Genomic DNA, 18627 nt, shown 5'->3' with positions numbered 1-18627 from the left:
TTGGAAAATGTTTACTGGAGAGAAAGCGTATGTTTAAAAGGAGTAATTCCAGTAAGGTATACATGGTCCCCATCAGTCCTCAATGTTCCAAAGTGAACGGTGTACATTTCACCATCTAGCCGATAGATACTCTCATGCTTCTTGATTCCTGGCCCAAATGAAATTTCGTCATTACCAACTTTGTATTTTCCCACCCCATTTTCCAAAAACCTGTTCCCATTAGAATCTACAGGCTCTCCAACACCATCAAATTCTCCACCAGCTGCAAAACATAGTTCCACTGTCACAGGTACTCCTTCCAAGCCAGTGACTTCTATAGACAAATCAGCTTTCCCATCATTTTCTACAATTGTAATTTTACTTTCTAGGCTTTTTACATTGCTTACCGGTCGATCTGCAAAAGTCATTTTACTCCAGAATCTTCCATCCACACTAGGGCTCAGTTGATAATCACCAGCTTCATTTCGGAGGTTTTGAGGAAGTGGTTGGTAATATGGAGCTTGCAGTTTTTTGTATAAAATATACTTTCCATCTTTTACTTCCAGTCCTTCACTTCTAAAATGTCCCATGCTGAAAAAAGAAGAAGACATTCTGATATGTTTCAGTACAGCCGTCCCTTTCCTATAAGAAAAGAAATTGGGACTGATCGACCTTCCAGAAGCAATAATCAGAGGCCAATCAACCCCACCAAAAATCGTCATTGTGGTGTCATTCATCCTGATTCTAGCCAGACTGCTTGTTGGAAACACCTTCTTATATTCCTTAGGAAGTGGTGCTGAAAGTGGCATTTCGTTTTGGAGAATCTCATGTTCCATGAAATAGTATAACCCTCCACTTACTATCTTCTCTACAAAACCTTCAAATCCTTCTATTTCCCTAGCTATACCTGCAAACAATGAATTCTTATCTTTGATTGACAAGTATCGATAGTTTAAATATTGTGCTACGATATTATGTTGGGAATATTGATCTTGACGTCTAGAATCGAAGGTGACCAAATCACCATTTGGTTCCATATAATAGTAAGTCATTTCAAGATTTTTCCTTACCGGAACTAGAAGCTCTTCTTTATCCAAGAGCTTGGCCATGGTGATAAACGCTTCATTTTCCACGGCTGAATAATTCATACTCCGCTCAGGATAATGTCCATCTTCATCAATAAAGATCCCCTCTCCCAACCAGTCATTCACACGGTTCACATATCTTTGATCAGGATATACATGGTTGATCTTGGCTAAGGCTGCACTCAGAACCCATCGGTGGTTTGGCGTGTGGATCCCTCCTGTGACCAAAGCTTCTCCAGCACTGACGACAAATCTCTTGAGATCTGTTTTCACATTTTCCAAAGCAGGGTTTTTGTGATCAATCAAGATCTTGGCAGCAGCACAAAGCGGCTCCATTACAAAGGCTGTATCCGGTGGTGATTCAAGGTTGCCTGTATTCATGGTACCGTCAGAACGCTGTTGTGACAAGAGAAAAACCATAAGGCTTTCCATTCTTTGCAAGACCTTCTCACTATTGTGAAAAGTAGATTCCTGATGACAATAACTTGCCGAAAGCACCGCAAAATCATATCCTTGTTGTCGAATGTAAAATTTCGGATTACTGTTTTCAGGTAAGAGAAGCTTAATGACAAGTTCATCATTTGCTTTGATTAACCGCTTCAATATTTTGGAATCTTTGAAGCCGTTTTTTGATCCCACTGCCCATACATGCGCTGTGAACGGTATCATTGCGGTCATTAAGCCCAAACTAGCCGATTGTTTGATAAATGTTTTTCTCGAGATCTTTTTCATTTCTGATTAAATTTTATTGGATTACCCACTTCATTTCCAGCAAACTCAAGTACTAGTATAAATTTTGGCATTTGATCAATATCTACAAATATCTAATATCAACCATTATCAAAATAAATCCGGAAGTAGGAAAATATAATACTAATGGTATCATTCTGTATAAAACAAAATTTTATCTAACGATTGTGGTATCATATAGAACCTCACCTGAATGGGAAATAGCAAAAACCTGTATTTTTTGGGAAGTAACGGAAAAGACCAAGAAACCAAAAGCTTGTGCAGCAAATTTGGTAAATGGAAGCATCCCAACTTCTGTGGCTTCCGAAGCCGATCCAGATACAAAATGATGCATGCCACCTTCTGGCAACAAATGTTGCAAACTATGATCATGACCAGCTATGTAAGCATCTACTTTGTGGGATTCCAATATTCCTCTCAAACTACTCCTGATTGACCGTGTATCATAACCTTCCCTTCTTTTTTCACTACCAGTAAACATCGGGTGGTGTCCGACTACCAATTTCCAAGCTTTATCATCTCTTGATATTGTTTCTTTCAACCATCCTATCTGGGCAACCGTGTCTTGTGTCATGACATTTGGCCCATACTCCTTGTTGTTGTAAAACTCAGGAATCAGTGGATTGGTATCGATAAAGGTAATCTGGAGTAGTTCATCTTGACCTTTGAGTTTGAAATCTTTGGTATAATATCTACCCGGCATTACCCAACGCCTACTGATGTTGGTGTATTCTACTTGTGCATCTGGATTCCCCATATAATCATGGTTTCCCAAGATTCCATACCACTCTTTTTGATGTGCAAAATCCTTATAAATATCTTCAAAGGAATAATGCCAATGTGCATCATGAATACTCGCCACTCCTTTGGGATAAAAATTATCCCCTACACTGATAAAAAACTGGGCATGGATTTCCTTTGAGGTTTTTGCAAGTTGCTGTGCCACTTGTAGCTGATGATCATCTCCATACCTTCCCCAATCACCCAAGACGATAAAGTTGAGTGCATCTGGAGATAATTTGCTGCTTAGATTTTCATTTTGAGCCAATGATCCACTGACAAAACCCAAGGAGACAAAAAGAGTTATTAATTTGTATTTCAAATAGTTATATTTGATAATTCTAGCGAAACTTACTTTTTTTCTTTTGAAATGCATGCGTTGTTTAAATTAGATAAAATGGCTAGCCACTTTCTTGCATAAAGCCAAACAATAGATTATTAGATAAACGAATTCAAGTCCTGTTGACTACGTCACAGCGCAGAAGTATGGGCTGTTGTCTACGTCTCAGGCGTTCAAGCTGGTGACAAATGTCCGTAATAATCAAGACCACATGTAACCCGATGTGCCACATTTCGGATACTCAAATTAGATAAAGTGAATTTATCCCGCATTTAGATAAGATCCCAAACACAGAATAAATTCACATTTTTCCCAAACTCAAAACTCAAAACTTAAATTAATTGTATTGAGGGTTTTGTTCCAAGACACCACCAGTCACATCTATTTCGCTTTGAGGTATAGGCCTAAGAAGGTGAAATGGTCTGATGGCATTGTTCAGTGCTGCGTGGGGATTATGTGCAAGCACTCTTTCAATCAATCTGCCTGTTCTTTTGAGATCCATCCAGCGACTTACTTCCCCAGCAAGCTCTTTTGCACTTTCGTCCAAGATCAAATCAATTGTAACTTGAGCAGGGGTAATTGGCTGAATGAGCCCTGCTCGTAATCTAATTGCATTCAAGTGTTCTGCAGCTTTGGCAGCATTGTTTAGCTGTAAATATGCTTCAGCAGCCAAAAGTCTTGTTTCACCTGATCTCATGATTATAGCGTCTCTTTCACCGTCAGGATTGATTCCGGGATTGGTATAAGGTACACCTGGGTCATCAAATTTCTTGAACATAGGATACTGAACTTGTGTAAATCCATTTGGAATAAAATAGTTTGAAGGGTTCACAACCACATAAGGCTTGCTTTCGATCATACTAGCACTCCATGCAGATTTGGGGAAAAACACAGAAGTATCTCCTGATACGATACCCGCTGAAGCATTGCTTACCTCTGCCAATAACAACCTCCTAACGGTGGCTGCTTCTCTTTGGTCATTTTCCTGAAACAGGCTAAAGAAATATGGTGTCGGAGCTGGCCCAAGACCTCGATGGTACAAGGTAGATCTCGTTTGCCCCGGATACACATCATAGACAAATTTGAACAACAAATGTCTGCTGTTTCCCACGCCCCTTGAGACTGGATTGGAACCGTAAAGGATCGAAAACACAACCTCACTGTTTCTTTGATTTTCTTTTGAAACAAGCGTAGAATAGTTATTAACTAATGGATGGGCAGCAATTACCGTTTCAGCCAAAGATGCTGCTTGGGTGAAGTCTTCAGAAGAACCAAAATCCTTGTAGCCTCTTGTCAGCAAAACTTTGGAATAAAGGTGTCTTACCGCGTTTTTGGAAACCCTACCATATACAGTGGGAGTTTCAGGAGCGCCGTTCAAAGCATCTGTCAAATCTAAAACAATCTGATTGTAAACCTCTGCTTCTGTATTCCTGGTGAAATCTACAGTCGAAGTTCTCAATTCATTCAAGACCAAAGGTACTCCTCCAAAATGTTCTACCAAGTTAAAGTATGCATAAGCCCTAAAGAATTTTGCTTCCGCAAGTCCGATTTGCTTTGCAGCATCAGTTAGGCCCATAATCTCATTAGATCTATCGATTGCTGCATTGGAAGCGGCAATTACTCTATAATTGACAAACCACTGATTGGACACTGATCCATTGACCGGTCTTAGATTCACATAATCGTTTATTTCGTTTATCCCTGCGATGATATCGCCCCTAGTGAAAATATCCGTTCCCAAAAAATCCAGATCATATGAAGAAGTTACTGCCCGCATCCGGTTGTAAACCTCTGCTACCAATTGGTCAAAAAAAGCAGGGTTTGAACTTGCCACAATATCCGTTTCCCTAGACTTATTTTCTTCTTCAAGAAAATCACTACATCCTAGCACCGCAAAGGAAAGCAAAGCGATGCAAAGCAAATTGAAATTTTTATATATAGTTTTCATCTTTAATTCAATTAAAATTTGACATTAATTCCACCCATCAAGATTCTAGAAAGATTGGCAGATCCCCAGCTGTTTCTAGCAGCAGTTTCTGGATCCCAACCATCATATGAAGTGAATGTGAATGGATTTTGGGCAGTAAAATACACTCTTAGACTACTCACTTTCAAAGGGTCAATAATCGATTTTCCAAAATTATAGCCAAGTGTAATGTAACCAACTTTGACAAAAGACACATCTCTATAAACCAATGGTTCTGCAAATGGTCCATCATTGCTAGGCTGGTGCCATTCATTGGAGGGGTTGTCAGGAGTCCAATAGTTAGTTTTCAAGCTATTGAATCTGGCCAATACATTGTAATAACCCGAATGCGAAATATGGAAATAACTTGCTGATTTGGCCCCTTGTAGGGTATGGACAAAGAAAGTAAAGTCGAAATTCCTGTAGTTGAAAGTATTGGAGATTCCTCCTGTCCATTTTGGGAGATTATTTCCTATGACATCTCTATCATCTGCATCTATCACACCGTCATTATTGATGTCTTTTACTTTCACTTGACCAGGAAGCTGTCCAAAAGCTTGAGCTTGCTCCAACTCATCGAGTTGCCAAATCCCATCGAAAACCCAAGTATAGATAGACCCTATGGATTCCCCTACTCTGTGAATATAAGAACCTGCCTGTACACCAAACAAAATCTCGTCCGTTTGACCAGTGAGTTTGGTAATCCTATTTCTATTGCTGGCAAAGTTGAGTGAGGAACTCCATTTGAAATTTCCGTTATCAAAATTCACTGAGTTTAGAGTTAATTCTATACCTCTGTTAGTTGCATTACCAATATTTTCATAAACACCAGTGTAGCCAGTCAAAATTGGGGTAGGTCTGAAAAATATGATCCCCGTATTTTGTCTTTCATACAAATCCAAAGAACCATACAACCTATTTTTGAAAAACCCAAAATCAAGACCTAAGTTAAACTCTTTTGTCCTTTCCCAAGTCAAGTCTCTATTGATAAGACTGGTCATAAAAGCAGACTGAACAGGTTGGTCACCCAAATTGACGAAATTGGAATTGTTTACAAGTGATTGAGCTAATAAAGGACCCAGACCTCCACCAGAACCATTATTGCCTGTTTCACCATAACTAAGTCTCATCTTAAGATCTTCCACTAGTGACTGTCCTTTCATAAATGACTCATCAGAAATCCTCCAACCAATAGCCGCAGAAGGGAAAAATGCCCATTTATTGCCATCTGCAAGAATGGACGCACCATCATATCTCCCTGTCAATGTTAACAAGTATTTATCTTTCAAATTATAATTTACCCTGGCAGTGTAAGACTCAAGTGTTTGTTTCGACAATCCACTGGTGACATCACGAATATCTGGACCAGCTTGCATATTGTAGAATAAAAATTGATCTGTAGAATATCCTCTTCTTTGCATTCTGTAATTTTCGTATCTATCAGAAAACATGGAATAGACGAAGGTAGCATTGAACACATGATCCTTACCAAATTGAGTATTGTAATTGATGATATTATCCCATGTATATGAAATCCTATTTCCGTTAGTGACGTCAGCTCTTGTATTTTGGATGATGCCATTGGTAGATTTATTGAACCTACCCCTGTATTCTCCGAATCTCATAAATTCTATATTTGGAGAAAAATTTGAGGTAAATTTTAAGTTTTTTATTGGACTTACAGAAAGGGAAAGATTACTCAAATAATTGAGCGTCCTAGTCTCCATGGTCATTGACTCAGGTTCAAATAATGGATTCGTGATAAATGTTTCTCCTTCTATTGGGAAAAATTTAGGTTCGCCATTCTCTTCAAAAGGAGAGCCTGTTGGTCTTAATCTGTAAGCACTCCTTAAACCTTCTCTACTGCCTTCATTCCTAATTGCAAAAGAAGCATAATTACTAAATCCAAGGGATACATGCTTTGATAAATTCGTGTTGACATTAGCTCTTAGATTGAATCTTTCAAAATCTTCACCCGCGAAAGTACCTTGATCTTTGGTATATGCCATACCAAATCCATAGATGGAATTATCATTTCCTCCACTAAGATTTACTGTGTGATTTTGTTGCGCACCAGTGGTAGTCACTAAATCTAGCCAATTTGTAAATCTACCTGCTTCTATATTTGCAAGTTCATTTGGCCTCATAAAATCACTCAAGTCAACATCACTTACAGTAAAATCCCTGTTTCCTCCAGCCCACTGATTTCCTACAACAGCATCTTTAAAATATTGAACAAACTCCTCCCCCTGAAACATTTCTGGAACGTTGTATGCCTGTCTTACACCAATATAGTTATCATATTGTACAGTAAGTTTGCCTTTTGCTCCTTTTCTTGTTTCAATTATAACTACCCCATTACTCCCACGAGAGCCGTAAATAGCTGTAGCAGAAGCATCTTTGAGGACATCCATTCGTTCAATGTCTGATGGATTCAAGAAAGAAATGTCATTTACAAAAATCCCATCTACAATGAATAAGGGGTTTTGACCTGCACTAAATCCACCTTGATCTACTGTTTCGTTCGCATTGATCGTATTCGCTCCCCGAATCCTAACATTGAAACCTCCTCCTGGTTTATTATCAGCAGCTTGGATATTCACACCAGCAACTTGACCCTGCAAAGCTTGAAAAGCATTTACCTTGTTGGTTTCTTTGATATTGTCAGAGTTCATAGAACCTACAGCGCCTGTAAGGTCTCTCCTTTTACTTTCTCCATAGCCGATTACCACCACCTCATCAAGCTGGGAGACATCAGGCTCTATAGTCACCTCTATAAAACTTCTGTTGTTCAAAGCTACTTCTTGTGTTGTAAACCCTATAAAAGAGAATACCAAAGTAGCATTTGATGCATCTGCGACATTGATCGAGAAAGCCCCATCCATATCCGTAACAGCTCCATTGGATGTTCCTTTTACCATCACAGTCACTCCTGGAAAAGGCAGATTATCCTCACCGGATATTACCACACCTGTAACGGTAGAGCTCTGTGCATAAACAGACATTGCGCTAAGCAATAGAAAACTACAGATGAGATAAAGTAATGTGAGATTTGGAAATAGTCGAAATTTCATCTCGAAATTTGCTATCCGATTTAATTTGGTAAGGGTTTTTTTCATTTTGATTTGGTTTATTGTAATTGTCGATTCTTAGTTCAAATCATGAATCCAGAAAAACTAATTTTAAGTTTTAGAGTCGTTCACGAATTTTTTCTTTAGGGTTTAGGCAGTAATCTTCCATTGATTGATTTTTCTCTAAATCAACCGTATAGTTAGTTATAAATTATTTTGCTTAATTTTTCGGGAGACTAAACTATAATAATTAGGTTTTTGGGCTATTTTTTCATTTTACTTTGAGACTTAAAAGAGTAACTCTATCACAATCTAAATCTCAACCATTAAGACATCTATTTCTACCTTTCTCCTTTTATATATACCATCTATATTGGCTAATGCCTATGCTATATTAACAACAATTTTCATCTGTAACAAACCCGATTTATGCAAAGGTTTGCATGACACTTATTCCTAATATATTTACTTTCAAAAACAGCATTACTTGACAATAATTTGCTCAGAATATTCAGCACCTACTTTTTCTTCCGAAATTTCCCTAATTGTAATAGGCTTGTTTTTTATAACTGACTGCTGGGCAGCAAGTGCGATCAACATTGCTTTGAGCCCGTCAACACCTGAGATCGGAAATGGCTGATCATCCAATAGGGCATCGACAAATTTTTGCATTTCTACCTTGTAAGACATGGTATATCTTTCCATAAAGAAATTCAAAGGCAATGCTCCATGCGCTCCATTTTGATTGTAAAGAATATGTGTATCAGGTTTATTGTTATCGACTTTTGCCATTCCCTTAGACCCAAAAATCTCCAGCCTTTGATCGTACCCGTAGATAGCCTTGCGACTGTTGTCTATCACTGCCATCGTACCATCTTCATACTTCAATGTAATCACAGCTGTATCGACATCTCCAGCCAACACGACATCTTCCGAGACAAAAGCTCCTGCAACTGCAAATACCTCAACCACTTCTTTTCCCATGATAAATCTTGCCATATCAAAATCATGAATAGTCATGTCCAAAAACATTCCTCCAGAACTTTTTAAGTATTCTAAAGAAGGTGGCGCAGGATCTCTACTTGTAATCTTTAGCAGATGCACATCTCCAATTTCACCTGCCTGAACCAATGACCTTATTTTTTGGAAATTTGGATCAAATCTTCTATTAAAGCCCAACATAAGTTTCACTTCTGAATCTCTTACTTCCTGCAATGTTTCCAAAACCCTGGTGATAGACAAATCATGTGGTTTTTCACAAAACACATGCTTACCCGCTTTGGCACATAAAGAGATATAGTCAGCATGTGTATCCGTAGGAGAACAAATAATCACAGCTTCAATATCCTTGTGCTGAATTAATTCTTCAGAACTAATATTGGGAACACCTACATTTTTTGTAAAAAAAGGATCTGAGATTGCCAGCACTTCTACATGCTCGATTTGATTTTTGAGGTTATCGAAATGAATCTTTCCAATCCTTCCCATTCCGATCACTCCTACTTTTATATTTTTCATGACTTTTTTGACTTTAATGATTTATTGAGACTTAAATTTGGTTTGTGAAGACACTTACTTTGGTATTTGGTGTCACTAACATTGGTCTGAGGGGACACAACTTTGGTCTATGAGGACAGCACCTTGGTCTATAAGGACACAGACCAAGGGGGTTGTGTACTTTATAGACCTAGATTTTGGAGATATTTCCGATTGTGTTCCGCGCAAAGCAAAGGACTACCCATCCCAGGTAAGACATCTTGCTCCACTACAATCCAGCCTGCATATCCATTATTTTGAAGCATTTCTATGATAGTAGCAAAATCAACAGCACCTTCTCCCAACTTACAGAAAACCCCCTGCTTTACAGATTCAAAGTAATCCCACTGTTTTAAACTACTCTTCTCTCCAATTTTAGGATCATAATCTTTGAAATGCACATGCCATATCCTTTTGTAGTGGTTTTTGAGTACACGAACTGGATCTCCTCCTCCAAACATGCAATGTCCCATATCCAAACAAAGCCCCAACAAATCAGGATCGGTCATTTCCATCAACAAGTCTATCTCTTCTTCTGTCTCTACATAGCCTGCGCAGTGGTGATGGAAAACAGTCCTCAAACCATATTTTTCCTTCACTTCTTTTGCAATTCTATTCGCACCTTTGGCAAATACCGACCACTCTTCTGTGCTCAATCCCATCTCTTCTTCTATTCTACCTGCATTTTGAGTTCGACTTGGAATAGAGCCGTTTTCATCCGCCAAGACAATAAATGCATCTTCAAAACCTGCTTCTACCAATAGTTTTGCCACCTGTAATGCCTTTTCGACACCTCCCGAGTGCGCTTCTTCCTTGGCCAATGCTACTGGAACAAAAGCCCCTGGTATCCAAAATCCTTTTTCAGAAATGACTTTTTGGAGCTCCTGAGGGTCTGTAGGCATAAAACCCCAATCTCCTAGCTCAGTACCGACATATCCCGAAGTCTTCATTTCTGTCAAAACTTCTGCATATCCTTTGGATTGTCCTTCAAGGTCAAATTCCAAAGCTCCCCATGAACACGGGGCATTTGCTACTTTTATCATGTTATATAAATGTTTAGAATTTTCTAGTCCACTCACGAGGCCAACGTTCTATAACTACTTTTGTCTGAGTAAAAAACTCAATCCCATGTCTTCCCTGACCATGTAAATCCCCAAAAAAACTATCATTCCATCCACTAAAAGGGAATTGTGCCATTGGTGCAGCTACACCAATATTGATTCCTATATTGCCCGCATCTGCTTCATTCCTGAATTTCCTAGCACTCGCACCACTGCTTGTAAAGAGACATGCCATATTTCCATAATTGTTTGAATTGATAAAGGAAATAGCTTGTTCAATATTCTTCATCGACAATAGGCTCATCACAGGGCCAAAAATCTCGGTCTTCACCAACTCCCCTCCAAGAGGAAGACCTTCCAGAATAGTAGGGGCTATAAAGTTTCCTTTTTGATATCCTGAAACCTGATATCCCCGTCCATCTAAGAGTAAATTCGCCCCTTCTCCAATCCCTTGTTCTATCAACATTTCGACCCTTGATTTGCTTTGAGAAGAAATGACAGGTCCCATCTCTACTGCCTCATCCAAGCCAAAGCCAGTGACTTTTTTCTTGGCAGCTTCATAAAGGCTTTCCTTGATTTTTCCTTTGTCATCTCCGACAGTAATAATGTTTGATGCTGCAAGGCATCTTTGTCCAGCACATCCATATACACTATCGGCAATGATATTTGCTGTTACATCCAAGTCTGCATCAGGCATGATGACTACAGGATTTTTTGCTCCTCCCTGAGCTTGGACACGCTTACCATTGGCGGCTCCTTTGCTGTAAATGTATCTGGCTATATTCGTAGAACCGACAAAACTCACAGCCTTTACTTTGGGATGCTCCAACATCGCATCTACTGTCTCCTTGCCACCATGGACAAGGTTTACTAACCCGTCTGGAAGCCCGATATTATCCATCAATTCAAAAACCTTTATCATAGTCAAGGGAACCTTTTCGGAAGGCTTGAGAATAAAAGAATTGCCACAAGCAATTGCATAAGGCAAAAACCAAAAAGGAATCATGCCGGGGAAATTGAAAGGTGCGATACAAACGCAAACCCCCAAAGGCTGCCGAATCATAAATTCATCCACACCCCTAGCTATGTTTTCCGAAAACTCACTTTGAATCAAAGTTGGTGTAGCACATGCTGTCTCCACATTTTCTATAGCACGCTGCAATTCGGCCCTGGATTCAACAATCGTCTTACCACATTCCAAGGTTATGATTTTTGAAATTTCTTCTTGATTTTGCTCCAAAAGCGCCTTAAGCTTGTATAGTGGCTGAACCCGCTGCATGACAGGTACATTTCTCCATTCCAAATAAGCCTCATTGGCGTGTTTTACAGCTTCGTCCAAATCCTTTGCTGTACCTATTCCCAAAGGAACTTGCCCTAAGACTTCCTGAGTAGCGGGATTGACGACAGAAGAGGACTGATCGGCTGCACTCTCTACCCATCGGCCATTGATATAGTTTTTAAGTTTTTCCATTCTATTTTTTAAAATTTAAATTGAACCAAATATGATATAGACAGCAATGGTAATGATCACCAAAATGGAAGACACCAATCCTGCATATTTCCACCCTTGCATTTTGAAGTTTCCAAGAGGGTATTTTTTCACAATAATTTTTGGTGAAGGGATCAGGTAGGATATCACAAACATGATAGTACAATTGAGCAAAAACTCTATCCCCCACACATGCACAAAATGAATATCTGACTTCAAAACAAAAGTGACCATGATATAGAAAGCCAAACCAATGACTAAGGCAACTTTTGCAGCTAAAGCAGTCACTTTTTTGGTCAGAAAGCCCGCCAACATGATCGATGCAATCGGTATAAAGAAAATCCCATTGAGCTGTTGCAGTAACTGAAACAATCCTTCAGGGGCATTGGAAACCATCGGAGCTGCCACAATTGCTATGGCAGCGAGTACTGTGGCAGACACCTTCCCTGCCCTAACTAAGTTCTTATCTGAAACTTTTGGAAAAATAATCCTCTTGTATATATCTATGCTGAAAATGGTCGAAGCACTATTCAAAACACTATTGAAAGTGCTCAAAACAGCCCCCATCAAAACTGCTGCAAAGATTCCTGTAAAACCAACTGGAAGGACTTTCTTGACCAATGCAGGATAAACTAGATCTTGATTGTCCATCAAAGAATCGCCGAAATAATAAAACCCAATAACCCCTGGCAAAACGATAATGAATGGAACAAATAACTTCAGAGCTCCCGTTAGCAATAGTCCTTTTTGGGCTTCTTCTAAGCTTTTTGCACCCAAAGCACGCTGTAAAATCGTTTGATTCATACACCAGAAATAAATCTGATTGATGATCAAACCTGTGAATAATGTTTCAAAAGGCAATACAGAGTCAGAATCCCCAATTACGCTGAACTTTTCCGGTGAATGTTCAAAAACTTTTACAATACCATCTACAGGATTCCCTTCCCCGATAAAGACCAAGGCAATCAGGGGTATCAAAATCCCCCCTAGCAAAAGACCATAGCCGTTGATTGTATCTGAAACAGCAACTGCCTTGAGCCCCCCAAAAATTGCGTAGATAGACCCTAAAACACCTACAAACAAAACTGTGATCCAAATTCCTTCCTGATGACTCACTCCCAATAATTCTGAGATTTCGAAGAGACTTTCAAGGTTAATTGCCCCTGTATAAAGAACAATCGGCAATAATGTGACAGCAAATGAAACCAGAAGAAAAAATGCAACCAGAGACCTGGTGGAAGCATCAAATCGCTCTTCCAAATATTGGGGAATCGTGATAAGTCCCATCTTGAGATATTTCGGCACAAAATACAAGGCAGCCAAAATCAAAGCCAAAGCAGAAGTCACTTCCCAAGCAACGATGATAAAACCATTTTTATAAGAAGACCCATTCATCCCAACCAAATGTTCGGTGGAAATATTAGTCATGATCATAGATCCAGCTATGACTACTCCGGTAAGGCTTTTTCCACCTAGAAAATATCCTTCCTGTGTTGATAGATTTTCATTCCTGGTTTTGTACCAAGAATAAAAAGCCACAAAAAGGGTAAAGCCTACAAAACTGACGATGGTAAGTACCATTGGATGATTTTTTGGGTTAGTTTGTTAAGGGTATTTTGATCAGATCAATTAAAATATCTCTGCTTCTTTTGGTTTTCCTTCATTTTGCCAAAGGCAACTTTCACAGAATCTATTTCAGAAACTTCCGACACTGGCACTTCCCACCAGGCATGTCCGTATCCAGCAAGTTTTCTTTCGGGTTTGGTTTCTACATAGATCACAGTTGTCTTGCTATATTCTTTGGCTTGCTTCAAAGCGTCCTTGAGGCTATGAATGTTCTCAGCTTTAATTAATTCTGCTCCCAAGCTTCGGACATTTTCTGCCAAATCAACTGGCAAAAAGCCACCGTCAAGCTGTTCTGATTCAGGATTTCTATATTGATAGGAAGTGCCAAAACCTTCTGTTCCAAGTGATTTTGATAAGCCTCCAATACTTGCATAGCCATTGTTATTGATCAAAATAATCGTCAGCTTGTAGCCTTCCTGAATGGAAGTGACGATTTCTGTTCCCATCATCAAGTAGCTTCCGTCTCCTACCATCACATATATCTCCCGCTCTGGGCAAGCCATCTTTGCACCAAGACCTCCCGCTATTTCATAACCCATACAAGAAAAACCATATTCAAGGTGAAAACCTTTGGGATCACGCGTTCTCCAAAGCTTATGAAGATCGCCAGGTAAGCTTCCCGCAGCACATAGAACTACGTCTTTGGGATCAGAGAAATCATTTACTGCTCCTATGACTTCAGATTGATACATCAAACCCTCGGAATTTGGTAGATAAGCCTCGCTTACTTTTTCATCCCAACTAATATTGAATTCCTCAGCTTTGTTTCTATAAGAAATATCTGTTTCAAAGCTTTCCAAAAGCTTTGAAAGTGCTTCAAGAGTGGCTCGTGCATCCCCTGTCAGAGACAATGCACCATGCTTGAATGCATCAAAAGCAGCGATATTGATATTGATAAATTTGACTTCCTTGTTTTGGAAAGCTGTTTTGGAAGCTGTCGTAAAATCACTGTACCTAGTTCCTATACCAATGATCAAGTCAGCTTCTGTGCTATGTAAGTTGGCACCTTCAGTTCCCGTAGCACCTGTAGCCCCCAAATTCAAAGGATGATCAAAAGGTAAAGCACCTTTTCCAGCAAAAGTCTCCCCCACAGGTATTCCTGTTTGCTCAATGAAACTTTTTAATTCTTCTGTTGCCTCACTGTAGATTACTCCACCTCCCGCGATGATCATCGGTTTTTTGGAATTCCGGATCAGTTCAGCAGCACGCTTCAATAGCTCAAATTCAGGAACTGGCCTTGGGATATACCATATTTTTTCTTCAAAAAACGACTCTGGAAAATCAAAAGATTCTGCCTGAACATCTTGAGGAAGGCAGATCGTAACTGCACCTGTTTCATCCTGAGATGTAAGAACCCGCATTGCTGCTGGCAGAGAATTGATCAATTGTTCAGGCCTATTGATTCTATCCCAGTACTTTGAAATTGGTTTGAAGCAATCATTAACCGATATATCTTGTGTATAGGAAGCTTCCAACTGTTGCAAAACCGGATCGACTTTTCTTGTTGAAAATATATCCCCAGGTAATAGTAGCACAGGAATCCTATTGATGGTAGCTCCAGCAGCAGCGGTAAGCATATTTGTAGCACCTGGCCCAATGGAAGAAGTGCAAGCAAATGTTGAAAGTCTATTTTTCATTTTGGCAAAAGCAGCAGCAGTGTGTACCATTGCTTGTTCATTTCTGCTTTGGTAGTATTTGAAATCAGGCATTTGGTGCAAAGCCTGTCCAATTCCGCCAACATTTCCATGACCAAATATTCCAAAACAACCAGCGAAAAATGGTTGTACGACACCATCCCTTTCCACTTTTTGCATCGTAAGAAATCTGATCAAAGCTTGGGCTACCGTTAGTTTTATTGTGTTCATTGATATTTTCTTCAGTTGGTTAGATAGAGTTATTTTTCAAAAACCTCCATGGGACTTTATAAAGTCCATAGATTCATCCAAAGTGGGCATAAAGTTGGCACAACCTGATTGCAGCACTACTTGAGCTCCACTAGCATTTCCCATCCTACATGCTTTGTACAAAGACCATCCTTGCAAATAACCATAGATAAATCCTGAGGCAAAGGCATCCCCTGCTCCAAGGACATTAAGTGGCTCAACTGGGAATCCAGGAACTTCTATTATTTCACCTTTTGAAGTATATACCGTCACTCCCTGAGCACCTCTTTTGACCAAGAGGACTTCTACCCCTGTCTCTAATATGGATTTAATAGCTTGATTGACATCCCCGGTGATTTTTGGTGCGGAAATCTGTTGATGCTCGATCGTGATCTGGCTTTGGTCTTTGAGCATGGCAGCCAAAATCTCCTCTTCAGTTCCAATTGCAATTTTCACTTTTGGCAAAATTGCCCTGACATTGAGCCCAAATGCTCTCACATCATGCCATTGATCTGCCCTGAAGTCAATATCCAAAACCACAGGAACATTTTCAGAATAAGCCTTTTCTACAGAGAAAAAAACTGTTGACTTACTCGGTTCTTTACTCAAAGCGGTAGCTGAGATTTCCACCAATCTGTAGTCTTCAAAAGCTATTTGCAAAGCATGATCGATAGTGATTTGAATATCTGCACAATTATCTCTGTAGTAGACCAATGGAAACCTATCAGGTGGCTGAATCCCCAATACTACAGCACTGCTTCTGGCACCTGGAATCCTCGGTACGTGACTGGTGTCTATCTTTTCCTTTTCCAAAAAATTCAAAATAAAATCCCCTACCTTATCCTGCCCAACGCCAGTAAACAAAGAACAAGTCAACCCCAACCTGGAGCATCCAGTAGCAATATTCAAGGGTGAACCACCAACAAAAGCATCAAAGCCTTTGATATCTACAAAATCAGCCCCTACCTGTTGGCTGTAAAGGTCAATAGAAGAGCGACCGATTGTTAGTACATCTTTTTGCTTATCCATTTTTACCGTTCATTTCAGCAGTGACCATTGGGATTCTAGCATCCTTACCTTTCCATGAATCAAAGATCCAAGTATGGTCTCGATCTGGTGTATTGGCAAGCGACTGATCACTGCCTGTAAGGAAATTCAGATAATAAACATTGTAACCGTGTCCAGCTACAACCGGATGGTAACCTTTTGGGACCAACACAACGTCATTATTTTTAGCTACAGCGATCTCGTCCAAACTTCTATCTTGGGTATAAATCTGCTGAATTGCATAGCCTTGGGGCTTGTCAATCTTATAGAAATAAGTTTCTTCCAACCTTGCTTCCAACAAGTTCCCATCCTTATCAAGAATCCTTTCGTCGTGTTTGTGTGCTGGGAAAGAACTCCAATTCCCTGAAGGTGTATAAACTTCTACCGCTACTAGTCGATGACATGGCGCACCAGGCCCCAAAAGGTCATTGATCTGTCTGGTGGCATTATCGCCACCCCTGATTTCGATTTGAACCATTTCGGGGGTTTTGAAATAAGGTGAAAAATCCCTATCAGTCTCACACCATCCATAAGCAATATCAAGAAAATCAGAATCGGCTTTCAATTCGAAATGTGTGTTTCGAGGAAGATAAAGTGTATGGGCTATTCCAGAAAAAACATCTTTTCTACCGTTTTCCGTCTGCCATGAACCTTTGTCAGAATCTACACTGAAATCCCCTGAAAGTAGAACAATCGCGTATTCATTTTCCCCTGTAAAACCTTTCCAAACTTCAGCCTTTTTCATCAATCGGGCTTCAAAGTTCAAAAACTCCCAATTTCCATCCTCCTTGGCAATCTTTTGATAGATTCCTTGGGTCGCTATGGGTTTTGACAACAGTGGGTATTTCTCGTCTCTTTTCATTGGGTATATTGTTAATATTTCTGGATTTTCGGTTTCAATTGAAATTCTTTGCTTTTCCTGTGGAACCCAGCAGATCAAACTTCCTTAAAACCGACTCAATCAATTCATTTCTGTAAATTTTACCTGGAATAATGGGATCAAATAAATCAGGCTTTTGGTGGAAAAATTCCCTATGAACACCAGTCCAAAGTACCCTGAGGTCTGTAGCAATGTTCACTTTGCACACCCCAAGCCGGATTGCTTGTTTTATTTCTTCGTCAGAAACTCCCCTGCTTCCAGTTTTGATATTGCCACCGAATTTGTTGATCCTCTGTACTTCATTTTGATTGACAGATGAACCTCCATGCAGAACCAAAGGAAATCTTGGTAGTAGTGATTGTATTTTTTCTAAAATATCGAAGCGAATCCCTTGATTTCCTGAAAATTTATAAGCTCCGTGACTAGTACCTACTGCTATGGCCAAGCTGTCACATTTTGTCTTGGCCACAAAATCCAACACTTCTTCCGGCTTGGTATATTTGGCAAGAGAATCCTCTATCTCCATATCATCCTCTATCCCACTGAGCACACCCAACTCCGCTTCCACAGGAATACCCATTGCATGGGCTTTTGAAACCACTTCGGAAGTTCTTCTGACATTTATTGAAAAAATATCGTGGGAGGCATCGATCATAACGGAAGAATACTCCCCAGAATCAAGGGAAGCTTCAATGTGCGCTTCGTTTCCATGGTCTAAGTGTAGGGAATAAACTACTTTTGGAAACATCCCAGAGGCAATTGCTATCATAGAAAGGATCATTTCCGCACCAGCATATTCTCTAGCGACGGGAGTGGTCTGAATGATCACAGGAGATTCCGCTTTTTCAGCTGCTTCAAAAACCGCCAAAACCTGCTCCATCGTAAAAACATTGATGGCAGCCAAAGCATATTTGCCATAGCAATCGTTGAATAAATCTTGAGTAATGACTTTCATTATTTTGGGTGGAATTTGTGTTACAATACAACATGAAAATCCGCGAAAAAGAAAGGTTACAACCAAATAGTATCATGCAAAGGTTTGCATAAACAAAAGTTTATTTCCTATAAATTAAGTATTATATTATGAATATTGGAAAATTGGAAAGGAAGGTGATAGGTTCGCTATTGCAAGTG

12 protein-coding genes are annotated in these 18627 nt (G+C 39.6%); all 12 read right to left on the bottom strand.

Translation table 11 applies throughout. The annotated features are described in order from the left end of the window. Positions 1 to 11: 11 nt before the first annotated feature. The 12 genes from MM236_RS18820 to MM236_RS18765 all read right to left on the bottom strand — a co-directional run bounded on the left by MM236_RS18820 (position 12) and on the right by MM236_RS18765 (position 18448). A complete protein-coding gene (locus MM236_RS18820; RefSeq protein ID WP_241276547.1) occupies positions 12 to 1796 on the bottom strand; it encodes a hypothetical protein in 1785 nt (594 codons plus the stop codon). Positions 1797 to 1968: 172 nt separating this feature from the next. Then, the gene (locus MM236_RS18815) at positions 1969 to 2916 is read right to left on the bottom strand and encodes a metallophosphoesterase (protein WP_241276546.1); all 948 of its coding nucleotides are present in this window, start codon (positions 2914 to 2916) and stop codon (positions 1969 to 1971) included. A 355-nt stretch (positions 2917 to 3271) separates the two neighbouring features. Further along, positions 3272 to 4882 carry a RagB/SusD family nutrient uptake outer membrane protein gene (locus MM236_RS18810; protein ID WP_241276545.1) on the bottom strand — a complete coding sequence of 537 codons (1611 nt, stop codon included), beginning with the start codon at positions 4880 to 4882 and terminating at the stop codon, positions 3272 to 3274. Positions 4883 to 4893: 11 nt separating this feature from the next. After that, positions 4894 to 8019 (bottom strand): SusC/RagA family TonB-linked outer membrane protein, encoded by a 3126-nt coding sequence (locus MM236_RS18805; RefSeq protein ID WP_241276544.1) that lies wholly within the window; start codon positions 8017 to 8019, stop codon positions 4894 to 4896. Positions 8020 to 8454: 435 nt separating this feature from the next. Continuing rightward, the gene (gene iolG / locus MM236_RS18800; RefSeq protein ID WP_241276543.1) at positions 8455 to 9489 is read right to left on the bottom strand and encodes an inositol 2-dehydrogenase; all 1035 of its coding nucleotides are present in this window, start codon (positions 9487 to 9489) and stop codon (positions 8455 to 8457) included. A gap of 161 nt (positions 9490 to 9650) precedes the next feature. Continuing rightward, on the bottom strand, positions 9651 to 10550 hold the full coding sequence (locus tag MM236_RS18795; RefSeq protein WP_241276542.1) for a sugar phosphate isomerase/epimerase family protein: 900 nt from the start codon (positions 10548 to 10550) through the stop codon (positions 9651 to 9653). Between the two features lie 13 nt (positions 10551 to 10563). Continuing rightward, positions 10564 to 12039 carry a CoA-acylating methylmalonate-semialdehyde dehydrogenase gene (locus tag MM236_RS18790; protein ID WP_241276541.1) on the bottom strand — a complete coding sequence of 492 codons (1476 nt, stop codon included), beginning with the start codon at positions 12037 to 12039 and terminating at the stop codon, positions 10564 to 10566. Positions 12040 to 12054: 15 nt separating this feature from the next. Next, positions 12055 to 13638, bottom strand: a complete 1584-nt coding sequence (locus MM236_RS18785) for a solute:sodium symporter family transporter (RefSeq protein WP_241276540.1) — start codon at positions 13636 to 13638, stop codon at positions 12055 to 12057. Between the two features lie 44 nt (positions 13639 to 13682). Further along, on the bottom strand, positions 13683 to 15548 hold the full coding sequence (gene iolD, locus MM236_RS18780; protein WP_241276539.1) for a 3D-(3,5/4)-trihydroxycyclohexane-1,2-dione acylhydrolase (decyclizing): 1866 nt from the start codon (positions 15546 to 15548) through the stop codon (positions 13683 to 13685). A 36-nt stretch (positions 15549 to 15584) separates the two neighbouring features. After that, positions 15585 to 16595: a 5-dehydro-2-deoxygluconokinase gene (gene iolC, locus MM236_RS18775; protein WP_241276538.1), complete on the bottom strand. Its 1011-nt coding sequence runs from the start codon at positions 16593 to 16595 to the stop codon at positions 15585 to 15587. Further along, positions 16588 to 17475, bottom strand: a complete 888-nt coding sequence (iolB, locus tag MM236_RS18770) for a 5-deoxy-glucuronate isomerase (protein WP_241276537.1) — start codon at positions 17473 to 17475, stop codon at positions 16588 to 16590. Before iolB ends, iolC begins: the two co-directional genes overlap by 8 nt. Before the next feature lie 34 nt (positions 17476 to 17509). Continuing rightward, a complete protein-coding gene (locus MM236_RS18765; protein WP_241276536.1) occupies positions 17510 to 18448 on the bottom strand; it encodes a class II fructose-bisphosphate aldolase in 939 nt (312 codons plus the stop codon). Positions 18449 to 18627 lie beyond the last annotated feature (179 nt).

It is taken from the genome of Belliella calami, from assembly GCF_022549695.1.
In the GTDB taxonomy this organism is placed as follows: Bacteria; Bacteroidota; Bacteroidia; order Cytophagales; family Cyclobacteriaceae; genus Belliella; species Belliella calami.
This window is presented reverse-complemented; position numbering and strand designations above follow the sequence as displayed.

Bases quoted from the DNA above. Each gene is read 5' to 3' on its own strand.
- MM236_RS18805 (WP_241276544.1), bottom strand. From the start codon at position 8,019: ATGAAAAAAACCCTTACCAAATTAAATCGGATAGCAAATTTCGAGATG.
- MM236_RS18785 (WP_241276540.1), bottom strand. From the start codon at position 13,638: ATGGTACTTACCATCGTCAGTTTTGTAGGCTTTACCCTTTTTGTGGCT.
- MM236_RS18790 (WP_241276541.1), bottom strand. From the start codon at position 12,039: ATGGAAAAACTTAAAAACTATATCAATGGCCGATGGGTAGAGAGTGCA.
- MM236_RS18810 (WP_241276545.1), bottom strand. From the start codon at position 4,882: ATGAAAACTATATATAAAAATTTCAATTTGCTTTGCATCGCTTTGCTT.
- MM236_RS18765 (WP_241276536.1), bottom strand. From the start codon at position 18,448: ATGAAAGTCATTACTCAAGATTTATTCAACGATTGCTATGGCAAATAT.
- iolD (WP_241276539.1), bottom strand. From the start codon at position 15,548: ATGAACACAATAAAACTAACGGTAGCCCAAGCTTTGATCAGATTTCTT.
- MM236_RS18795 (WP_241276542.1), bottom strand. From the start codon at position 10,550: ATGATAAAAGTAGCAAATGCCCCGTGTTCATGGGGAGCTTTGGAATTT.
- iolB (WP_241276537.1), bottom strand. From the start codon at position 17,475: ATGAAAAGAGACGAGAAATACCCACTGTTGTCAAAACCCATAGCGACC.
- MM236_RS18820 (WP_241276547.1), bottom strand. From the start codon at position 1,796: ATGAAAAAGATCTCGAGAAAAACATTTATCAAACAATCGGCTAGTTTG.
- iolG (WP_241276543.1), bottom strand. From the start codon at position 9,489: ATGAAAAATATAAAAGTAGGAGTGATCGGAATGGGAAGGATTGGAAAG.
- iolC (WP_241276538.1), bottom strand. From the start codon at position 16,595: ATGGATAAGCAAAAAGATGTACTAACAATCGGTCGCTCTTCTATTGAC.